The organism is Sodalis-like endosymbiont of Proechinophthirus fluctus, from assembly GCF_001602625.1.
In the GTDB taxonomy this organism is placed as follows: Bacteria; Pseudomonadota; Gammaproteobacteria; order Enterobacterales; family Enterobacteriaceae.
The window spans coordinates 12,183-22,184 of record NZ_LECR01000042.1 but is presented as its reverse complement, the minus strand read 5'-3'; the positions used below and the strand labels follow the sequence as shown (position 1 = coordinate 22,184).

The window sequence follows — 10,002 nt, the reverse complement described above, 5'->3', positions numbered from 1 at the left end:
ACCACAGCTTGACGCCACGCCGAAAGGGCAACTGCAAAGCTCTCCGCCACAGGATGAGCAGAAAGACAGCAACGACGTGGCGAACTGGATTCGGGAGGTGTTCGGAAAATAAACCTCTTGGGCGGGCGACGGCCCCATTCGTGCGCTACCCGGCGGAGAGATTATTATCCCGGTAGCACGGAGAGTCTCGGCAATGGCCGTATTGTCTTTTATCGCGGGCGAAGGGGCTTGGCCGCTCCTGTGTCAGCGGCCTTGCCGCAGCGTATTAAATCTCTTTGCTGCTGAGTATCGGCACCTCAAGGGTTTAGACGGATAATATCACGCGAGAGAAGAAGGCGGTGAAAAATTGCTCCAGGCAAGCGAAACTCCCGTATTTTGGCAAATATCGATGAGATGTCATACCAGATCGGTCAGTAAAATACTAAATCCTGCTATGTCGTATCAGTCTTTAGCTTTCCCTGTTGCCAGGCATCTTCCACCTCCTGGCTAGTCACTTCCTGCACAGTCTGTGTGAACGACGCTAGGCTAGGGAGAAGACAGGTGGCTTCGGAGAGCACATCGCTCTCTAGGCGCAGCCGGCCAACTAAACTCCAGGGATGACTTCCCTTATCATCAAGGTTATATTTGCGATACAGCCGACAATTATACGCCGCCACGTGGGCGAATTTCTGTTCGAGTGTGATGGTCATATACAGCCAAATAGTGCTATGGTTCTTCTTAGCTTCGGCTACATATATTTTCGCGCTAAGATTTCTGTAATATAATTTGTATTACTGAAATGATAATGAATACTGGTGGTGATCTGTAAGGCTTTAAATATAACACCAAAGGTGATCCTATGATAACCATGAGCAATTAGCAAGTTGCGCATGACGTCTTTAATCTTTTCCTGCATTGAACTGCTGGTTGTCAGACTCTGGTTGTATTCTGTTTTTGACATAATCCCCTCTAGATCATCGAATACTACTGCTCCCTACAATACTTATGGCTTTGTCTGCATATTATAATTAATGGGTGAAGGCAGGCATAATATTTATTTTTTTCAGTATCATAGAAAAATACGGGCGTCATTTTGCGCAAGAAGAATTTCGGCATTTCAGAGCGAAGACACCGAGCAAGCGGTCTGTAGAAGAGCCTATTACCGCATCATTTTAGCTGGTTTTTACCCTGTTGCACGATAGCATCATGCTGATTAGTCATCCGCAGGGCAAAGGCCACGATACCTCTATCGGCTCGCTTTGTCGGCCGTTTATTACTCACATAATAATTTTGTCATAAATACGATCTCTAGGCAGTAGTGGGCACTCAGAATGACCAGTTTTAGCCCAGAGTCGCGATGCCCCGCACAGCTGAACGGGTTTTCAAGCCATCGACAAGCATCAGCCCTAACAAACCATAGGCGATGCGGCCGGAGAAAAACCCCTGCTGGCGGGCGAAACTATCATCTATATGCACGGCAAAAAGATCGCCAGTAATGCCAGCGAACTCGATAATATGCGCGACTCCGTGAGGGTTATCGCCTTGGGAATCATAGCGATTCCCCGGCTGCAAACGCAATAACCATATTCGCCGGCCGATAACCGCCGTCCCGTGTCTGGGACCGTGTCTGGGACGGTAATGACATACTACCTTCTTTATTTTTGCGCCGCGCCCGCTCACGGATGGCGCGGGTCTATAGGCGTTGCAGGGTTAACCCACATTCGGCATGGATAAACCGAGCCGACAGCGAAAAACGCCTCAGATTTGATGAGGATGGGTGATGGCCGTGGCGATATTATCGCCTTTTGTCTCCAGTGCTGCGCGGGGAGACCCAGACTGTCGCCGATATGACGGTCATATTTTTTATTCACGCTGGCGATCATATCGGTACGAATGTGCCGGGAAGACATCAAAAACCCTGATGCCGTCCGAGGTAAAACGCACCGCCATTCGCTGCACATAAGCGCCCGCTCGCGCAGATGATAATCTCCCACATGGTGGCTTACTGAACGGGTTGCGGTGGCCTTCCGGTATATAATCCAAGCGTTTGGGGCGACGGTATTGGCTGCGTGGCAAGAGGCCTTAATACTGCGGCGACAAACCCAGATAACGGTCGTCTAGCAGTGTTTGCAGCAGGGTTAATCCGGCCTGGCGGACCAAGGCGTTATTGGGTGTCGAGCCAGACGCCGAGTCGCAACAGACCCTGCTCCGCCGCAATCGCCGTGGCGGACCTGTCTACAGGCTTGAAGGTGTTGGCGGGATCCGATTTTTCATAGGGAGTATCAAGCGTAGCCAGGCCGAAGGCGCAGATATCCCGATAGGGAATGCCGTCGATGGTGGTAAACGCCAGATAAAAATCGCAAACCGTGGTGGCCTTTTCCAACGCCGCCACGGTACTGTCCTGTCCTGCGAGGATTTCTATTTTTCGGCAGGCGGCACCTGCAGATACTCCATAAGCTCCGAAAAACCGCATATAGTCCAACTCAAACCGCAGGTCTAAGGTCAGAGAAGCCCGAATAGCCTTGCTGGGTACTGACGCGGCGAAATAGGACGTTGCGCGGGTTGGAGATGCAGTCCGGCCGCGGACGTCATAAATATCCCGACCTTCGCCGTAATTAGGTAATAGCGCGCTGGTCATGGTACCCATCACCCTCGACTTTCATTTCCTGCCCCAGATCGTGCGCCAACAGCAACACCTGCAGGGTATTTAGCGTGTCGATAAACAGCGAGTATGCCTCGTTAAAGGAGTGATATAACTTTCACTGGCGCTGAGAGAGGGCCCAACGGTAGGCTTTACCGCCTCTGAACAGCGAAGCGCCAATAGTTTTGCCGGCCTGGATCGTCCGGCAGCTTTCCTTTGGACATCAGGCGCAGAAAATTAACGTAAGTACTCACTTTATTGAAATCCTGATCCATGCATGCCGAAATGGGTATGTACTGCGGCATATCGACGCGGATGCGCCCCAGCGACTGATCCAGAAAATCCAGCTCGCTGGTGGTATCGAATTGCAGCAGCGTGCTGCCGTATTCAAACCCCTGCATTCAATCCGTCCAGCCTTTGGGCTTGTATGCACCTGCTTGCCATTAGGCGCCACCAAAATCAGCGCTTTAGACGCTGATTTTGGTGGACAACAGCACCCACATATGGTTTACGGTTTATCGCGAGCAGCAAACGGGCTGGGATCAGGGTGTCATCGATTTTCATTATGATCATCATTATTTACTTTAATATGTAATATTTGAATGATGGTGCTCAACGTCACATCCACCGACTGTTACCACAAGGCGTCGGTGGAGAAAATTTTCACATCGGCTGCGATAGTCATCGTCGGCCACGCGTTGGTACAATCGCAGAAAATCGATGACGCCGTTGCCTATCATGCTGCGATCGGTTAGCAGATAGCTGGTTGGTACTAACCAATCGCTGATATGGAACGTCAGCGAGAGCTCGCAAAACACCAACGCCTGAGCGAGTGTATTGATGCAGGCGTGGTTTCCAGCGTACATCGGATATAGTGTCTCAATCGCCAGCAGTTCGCGGCGGGAAAACAGCCGTCTCGGCAAACCCACTGACGGTGAGGACAACTGCCTTTACAGGCGGCAGGTCCGTGCTAATCCCACCTCGGTGATCTTGTTCCGCCAGCGCGCGATGCCGCCAAAGTCAACTTAACGCAGCCGTGAGGCACTATGTTTTCCGTGATCCCCAAACCCCACGGAATGGCGGAGTGCAGTGAGCTGCCAAGGGGTATCTTTACCGCTGAAAACGTCGTTTGAAGGCTTCAAGCAGCGCTTCGGATATTGCATGTCCTCTGCCCGATTCTCCGATCATGACGGTATCGCTATCGTGCAGTGATGAAACCTCGTCATCGGCAGAAACAATCCGTATCATTATTTTCCACTATTAAATAATTAACTGTTTCGATCCAATGGATAAGATAAATAGGATATATTATTATTTTATATAGAAAAGAATACTTTTCCCTGAAACGGATTGCATTATTTTCACCGTGACGTCAACATCGCATTTTTATTAAATTAAAGATGCTCAGGCTCAGCATTATTTCTCTTCTGAAGTAATGGCGCATTATCTTCATCATGACATGATAAATTTTTGCCAGGAGACACAACAATAATCGTAAACAGACAAAACGCTCCTAAATATACCATAACCCTCGTGAGTCTGCCACCGACTAATGCCACCAGATCTTTAGCTATAAACATCGTCGGTCCGCCAATAGTGCTGGACAGTTCTCGGAAAATGGCAATTCCGAAAAATAAATAACGGATGGGAAATAAATTAGAGAGAAAATACCAATGTGTACTACCAGTGCATCTTAACTAATGCCATAAATATCACTGACGATAAGTTCCTCCAGAAAAGTATTTATAGTATCAACGAGATATAAAAATGAGATGATCAACACAATCAAACCTTCCTATTTCTACATGCCGAGGGTATTTATAATATAACTGAGCGAGAAGGTACTAAGGACATAGGTCACAGAGCCTGATACCAATATGGTAAAGAAACCACAGAGCACTTCACATAGGCTCTCTCTAAGGATCTGGCATATTGGGGTCATTTTTTGCTGATGATGCTGATGCTACGCTTTATCTATAACATTCATCTATTCCTGCTTCTCATCCATCCTATTGCGGATATAAATAGTAATCATAAAAACAATACCGAGAGAGTAGGAAAGAAACTGGCTATACTCAGCTTAATAACATTTCTTCCGGTAGCTAAGAGAAAAATATAAATGTCATGGTCGCGATCATAATGCCAAAATTAGTGGCAGTATTAGGGATGGCGGTAAAAAGCCGAGTCGTTTAACCGGCGTGTATTCATCGACCAAGGTAGTAGCTACTGACAATTCGCCGCCAGTGCCGAAATCCTGCATAATGCGTAGAAAGATTAATAATATCGGTGCTAAAATACTAATGCTGTGCCATATCGGCAGCAGACTGACCTAGACGGTAGCCACCCCATAATCGAAATACAGAAGATGAGGGACGGTTTAAGGCTAAACTTATTGCTAATATGTGAAATAATAATGCTACCCACAGGGAGAATAATAAAGCCAATGGCAGTATGTTAGCAAATGATGCCAATATACTGCTGAGTTGACTGAGCTGAGGAAAGAATAGTTTATTAATAATCAGTCAGGAAGTAGCGGCATATAATACTTAATAGTACCATTCTATAATGGTTCCCCGTGTTGACGTAAAGATGGCGCGTTTGAAATTGTTATCTATTTTTTCCGGTTGTTGCGATATCGGGTTCATCGAACGTTCTCCTTTACACAGGACGTGAAGTTTTTCTTCACAATATAAATAATTAAGAAGAGCATTTATCCTCATGGGATTTCATTGCTGCCGCGGGGGTGGCCAGCGAAGATCTGTTATTGCGGGTGTGGTGTCCTTTGAAGAGAAATGCTAGCCTACTCCTGGTCTGTCACGATCGTTGTTGGCTGAACGTCTCCTAGTCTTGATAGTAATTGCTGACGGCAAAGTATATAAGGTAGTCAATTCGTTTTCATATTGCATGCTGGCTTCCAGCGGCAAGATAATGAAGCGCGAACGGCGGCTTTTGAAGGCCTGGATCACTAATGAATTTTAGCCAATCTCTGACATAAATATGCGGTGTCATTAGCCTCATGATCCGCTACCAGGTATTCTACCAGGCCAACGCGGCAGACCTTCTGTGCGTCAATATTGTCGCCGCTCTAAATGCTAAGCCTGATCATAGCTTACCAGCCGTGGTAGTAATCGCGGGCCGCTGCGCCCACCTAGCTACGCAACACCTCCGGCTCTATGGCCCCCCACGCGAATGTCCGCTGCCATCATCATTTCCAGGTTGCCGCCAAACACTCAGTCCTTAAGCGAGGCCACTACCGGCTTGCGCGCACGGCGCTACAGTAGTGCCGTAATCGGTACGATAACGAAAATCCATGGATGAATGAAATGATAGCGAGAGAGCGTCCGCAAATCTCTGCCAGCTATGAATGTCCGTTCGCCTTCGCCTCTAAGCAGGATGATGTGCACCGCGTCCTCGTTATTGAGCAGGGTAAACAGCAACGCCAGGGCCTTACTCATTTCCGGTTTCATGGCGTTTATTTTCTTCGGCCGATTTATCACTTTCAGCAATGGCCCCATGCACTTTCAGCAATGGCCCCATGCCGGTGTAAAAAAGCGGTACTATAACTCATAGTGAATCCTCATCATCGTGTTGAGTTGAGTGAGGGGTAGCAAGCAAGTAGTTATACTTACTTGCTAGTAAGCAGTGATCAACATAACATTTTTATAAATTGATCATTACGTCATCGTGCTTTTCTCAGGAAATAACTGGGAAGGCGGTGCCGTTTGCATACTGAACGATGGTTTGGGTGAAGGGCACTTTTTGCCACGACGATAGATTAAGGCACATGAACAACCATACGGCGATATAGGTGAAGCCGTAGCTGATAAACAGGACGTTATAACCCAAACCGATTTTGCCCAGAACACTGAAATACTCTAGCACTGCGCTGACCACAAACGGAACAGCACTGAGGTCAAGCCACTCGCTATGCTGCCGATGTCTACGACTGACGCCATGACCAATTTGAGAAACATTATAGGACGCCAGGGAAACATGTTGGCCGACCAGCCTTGATGCGCCGTAACAGAATTACCAGCACCACAAGCCCAAGCATCGTCGTTTGGCTTGCGTGGAGCTGACGGATCAAGCCTAGGGTGATAAACGCCAACATAGCCCAACCGCCCAACACGCTGCCGATGGAGATAGAAGCATACACAATGATAAGCGGCAGACTGAGGTGCTGCAGATCCAGATTAAAGCAGCTATTGAAATATAAAGAATAGCCAAAATAATAAAAACCATTCAGATGGGGGGTCAGTCATACCTTTACCGACCACAATTGACCACGTGGCACAATGTTTGAACAGCGAAGACCAGCCGACGATTTGCCAGCTATCTTTTTGCTGAACCATCTCTTTTTTCTGTCGAATGGAATGTAATTCCTGCGAGGTGACGCGAGGATGTTTCTGAGGAGCGTAATACATGATATACTAGAAGGAAAACCAGATGAAGCATGGAATAGATGAAGCATGGAATAGATGAAGCATGGAATACCAGTCAAAAAAGGCGTTTTACCAGCCGAAAAGCTCACCAACGAGCCAAAGAACTAAAGCCGATGCTAACATGGTACCGATACTGTCACTGGAGGCAATGATACCCACGGCCAATAACTGCTATAACTGCTATAACTGCTATAACTGCTATAACTGCTGAAACTATTCCGACACCACTTTTACCGCGTAGGGAAAAGTACCATTCTCCGCCAGACCGAGAAAGGCGAGCATAACGCAGAATCCTAACATGTTGCGGATAAAAGCATGACCGCAGTATGCCAGGCTCCAAACTAGGACGTTGTAAGCCCATCTTGACACCGAACCACAGATCGGCGAATTTTCCGGCGAAACCATGCTAAGAGCGTAGCAAAAGGCAAATACCGTCATGACGTAGCTGTAATCGGTTTCAGTCAAATGAAATATCGCCGCTAATTTCGGGTTTAAGAATAAGCACCTGGCGATTAAAAGGTGATTAATGGTGATGGTGACAAAGAGCAGTGCGCAAATACGCCACACTGATAATGCCTTAAAAAGTTTTTCATTGTTATTATTTAAAGTACTAGAGTACAGCCGTCAGATAACTAATCCGTTGCTTAACGACATAACGTGTTAACGGCCATAGACCGACTACCCCGCCTAGTGGCGATGCCTTTCTTTGCCCCAAAGGGAGTTATTTGGCCCAGTATCGAGAGGGAGGGTGGGTGAGTTCACGGTCGTGACCAAAATCGGTCGGGCGTTTTTTACGTCGGTCGGGCGTTTTTTACGAAAGTTCGCGACGCCTTCCCGAGCATCCGCCATTGCTTTGCAAACCGAAAAGGCTAATTCATGGACGATATACAGCATCTGCGGTTTAATCATGCGTATCAGCTGGTTTCCGATGGAGATCGCTGCAGGAGAACGCGACGTCAACCGCGCAAAGATTCCACGAATATACGCATCAAGCTGCTCTCTGGCGACGATCGCGTGCTCGATTTCCCATACCATTGCCTGCTGTGTGCGCGGCAATGGTTTCACCCAACATGACGATGTGATGCATTCTGCCGGCTCCTCGCCAGGGAAAACAGCCGCTGCGCATCTATCCAGCCGGGAATGGCGCCGTGCGAAGCTTCGGGCAATCCGAGTTTTATTTCCTCGACCACATAGCGGAAATCACAAGCTAGCGCTAGTTCCAACCCCCGCCGAGGGCATGAACGTAATGGTGGGAACGTCCATCTTTGCGGATACGACGAAAAACGGGATTACCAGCGCATATAAACAGACTACCTATTTTTTCAGAACAATATCCCCTCATTCTTTGATATCCGCACTGCTGCAAACAACGCTCTCTAGTTGAGGTAAGATACACCGGACGTCCTCTCTCGCCTCCAATTGGGAAAGGCCCTTTTATCAAGCGCGTAATATGTCGAGGGTGAGTGCGTTGTGCGTTTCGGATTTATGAGAGTGAATCTGGTGATGCTCTGTTCGACCTCAAGCTTTATTTCATAACATAGCGCTATCATCGTCCTATTATTCTAATATAACAAATAGGTTCGTTACTTAAGTTGGCACCCCTTTTGTCGCTCTCAAGAGCACGACCCTTTTCAATATCGCCGGTACCGGAAAAAATTTTAAGTGGGATAGCTTTCAAATTTTGAAAGCATGTGGGCAGTTCCTAGCACAGCTTTTGCTAGAGGAAATAACGCCAGGGGACTAGGGATATTTTTCCCGCATTGTGATACCATGCAATAGGCGAGGCGCAGGGGATATTTTTGTACAAACGGTGCAAGAAAACCGGAATTTAGCGTATAGTTTTCATCAAAATTTAATAAGTAAGCTGATCCTATGCAACAGAATCAGCTATAAAAAAGCGTCGTTAAAAAGCGTTCGCGCGATCCGGTGCAGACGAAAGCTCTGATCTTTGCATCGGCGATGTATGAATTCGCCGGCCTTGGGTTAGGATTGCACGTATCGACGGTGTAGCGGCCAAGGCAGGTGTGAACAAGAGCCTGATCTATTAATATTTTCAACAGCAAGGGCGATCTTTTTCAGGCCGTACCAGAAGACATTTATGCCGATGCGCGCGCAGATGAGGAGGTGTTGGTGCTGGACAATTTAGAGCCGAGTGACACTGTTTGCGCGTTAATACGGTTTATCTGGAACTTTTACTTAAAGCGTTCGAATTTATGTCGCTGGTGAATAGCGAAAATCTTCATAAAGATATTCATCTTAAAAGATCTTCACGTTTTTGCCCTGCTGCACGTGGATTTTGTCGGCAGAATCAAACGCATCCTGGATCGCAGCGTGGGCGACCGGCGTCTTTTTGTCGGGCGTGGACCCAGGGCATCTTTATATTACGATGGAGTCGGTAGGGTATTATAATCGCTATACTCTCGAAGTTATCTATGACGAAAATTTCGTTTCAGACGACGGCCCTCTCGACACGCGATTTGTCTTTAACGTCGACACTGTTTTGCGTCTCTCACACCTTGACACAGGCAACTGGCACAAGCGGCTTGTCCCGCGCTCACTCCTACCAGGAGGTATCATGCTCACCCTACCTATCGCTGTAGTGCAGTCTGCCAGGAGCAAAAGCCAATAGCTTAGAGAAGGCGGCCATCGTGGCCAGTAACAAGGCAGTCGCCTTTTCCTATTGCACCAGGCTAATCAGCGCAAGTCGCTAGCCAACTAAGGGCCCACCACCCCTGAGACTATCTGCGGCCCATAACACGAAGGAGAGGAGGGAGAGCGCCGGCTGTCGCAGACGGCATTAAAAAGTAGAGCTGCCCATCGACGCAATGAATAGTGTTTACTTAATATTCATGAATAGTGCTTACTTAATTTTAATAAAATTTTATTTCAAATCGTTATGTCGCTGGGCGTGATGGTCTGTCATGGGTGAGCCGACATGTG

At 47.7% G+C, this 10,002-nt stretch carries 11 protein-coding genes; 1 reads left to right on the top strand and 10 read right to left on the bottom strand.

Annotated elements, in window-relative coordinates:
- Positions 1-112 (top strand): hypothetical protein (locus BG74_RS19600; protein ID WP_187202648.1); only part of this gene is annotated, 112 nt, incomplete at its 5' end.
- Between the two features lie 319 nt (positions 113-431).
- Here BG74_RS19600 and BG74_RS16780 read toward each other — a convergent pair.
- The 10 genes from BG74_RS16780 to BG74_RS16770 all read right to left on the bottom strand — a co-directional run bounded on the left by BG74_RS16780 (position 432) and on the right by BG74_RS16770 (position 8,127).
- Entirely contained in the window at positions 432-689 is a 258-nt protein-coding gene (locus tag BG74_RS16780) for a hypothetical protein (RefSeq protein ID WP_244267304.1), read from the bottom strand.
- Between the two features lie 631 nt (positions 690-1,320).
- Positions 1,321-1,551, bottom strand: coding sequence for a MaoC family dehydratase (locus BG74_RS16775; RefSeq protein WP_244267303.1), 231 nt, complete (start codon positions 1,549-1,551; stop codon positions 1,321-1,323).
- A 592-nt stretch (positions 1,552-2,143) separates the two neighbouring features.
- Positions 2,144-2,629, bottom strand: a complete 486-nt coding sequence (locus BG74_RS04910) for a hypothetical protein (RefSeq protein ID WP_204376321.1) — start codon at positions 2,627-2,629, stop codon at positions 2,144-2,146.
- A gap of 143 nt (positions 2,630-2,772) precedes the next feature.
- On the bottom strand, positions 2,773-3,021 hold the full coding sequence (locus tag BG74_RS04905) for a hypothetical protein (RefSeq protein ID WP_066597019.1): 249 nt from the start codon (positions 3,019-3,021) through the stop codon (positions 2,773-2,775).
- 183 nt (positions 3,022-3,204) lie between these two features.
- Positions 3,205-3,543: a hypothetical protein gene (locus BG74_RS04900; RefSeq protein ID WP_244267301.1), complete on the bottom strand. Its 339-nt coding sequence runs from the start codon at positions 3,541-3,543 to the stop codon at positions 3,205-3,207.
- Positions 3,544-5,892: 2,349 nt separating this feature from the next.
- Positions 5,893-6,135: an enoyl-CoA hydratase/isomerase family protein gene (locus BG74_RS04895; RefSeq protein ID WP_066597017.1), complete on the bottom strand. Its 243-nt coding sequence runs from the start codon at positions 6,133-6,135 to the stop codon at positions 5,893-5,895.
- 178 nt (positions 6,136-6,313) lie between these two features.
- A complete protein-coding gene (locus BG74_RS04890) occupies positions 6,314-6,514 on the bottom strand; it encodes a hypothetical protein (RefSeq protein ID WP_066597015.1) in 201 nt (66 codons plus the stop codon).
- A gap of 79 nt (positions 6,515-6,593) precedes the next feature.
- A complete protein-coding gene (locus BG74_RS13150) occupies positions 6,594-6,776 on the bottom strand; it encodes a hypothetical protein (RefSeq protein WP_187202646.1) in 183 nt (60 codons plus the stop codon).
- Between the two features lie 499 nt (positions 6,777-7,275).
- Positions 7,276-7,527 carry an MFS transporter gene (locus BG74_RS04885; protein ID WP_187202645.1) on the bottom strand — a complete coding sequence of 84 codons (252 nt, stop codon included), beginning with the start codon at positions 7,525-7,527 and terminating at the stop codon, positions 7,276-7,278.
- Between the two features lie 222 nt (positions 7,528-7,749).
- Positions 7,750-8,127 (bottom strand): Clp protease/crotonase-like domain-containing protein, encoded by a 378-nt coding sequence (locus BG74_RS16770; protein ID WP_187202644.1) that lies wholly within the window; start codon positions 8,125-8,127, stop codon positions 7,750-7,752.
- Positions 8,128-10,002: the final 1,875 nt, after the last annotated feature.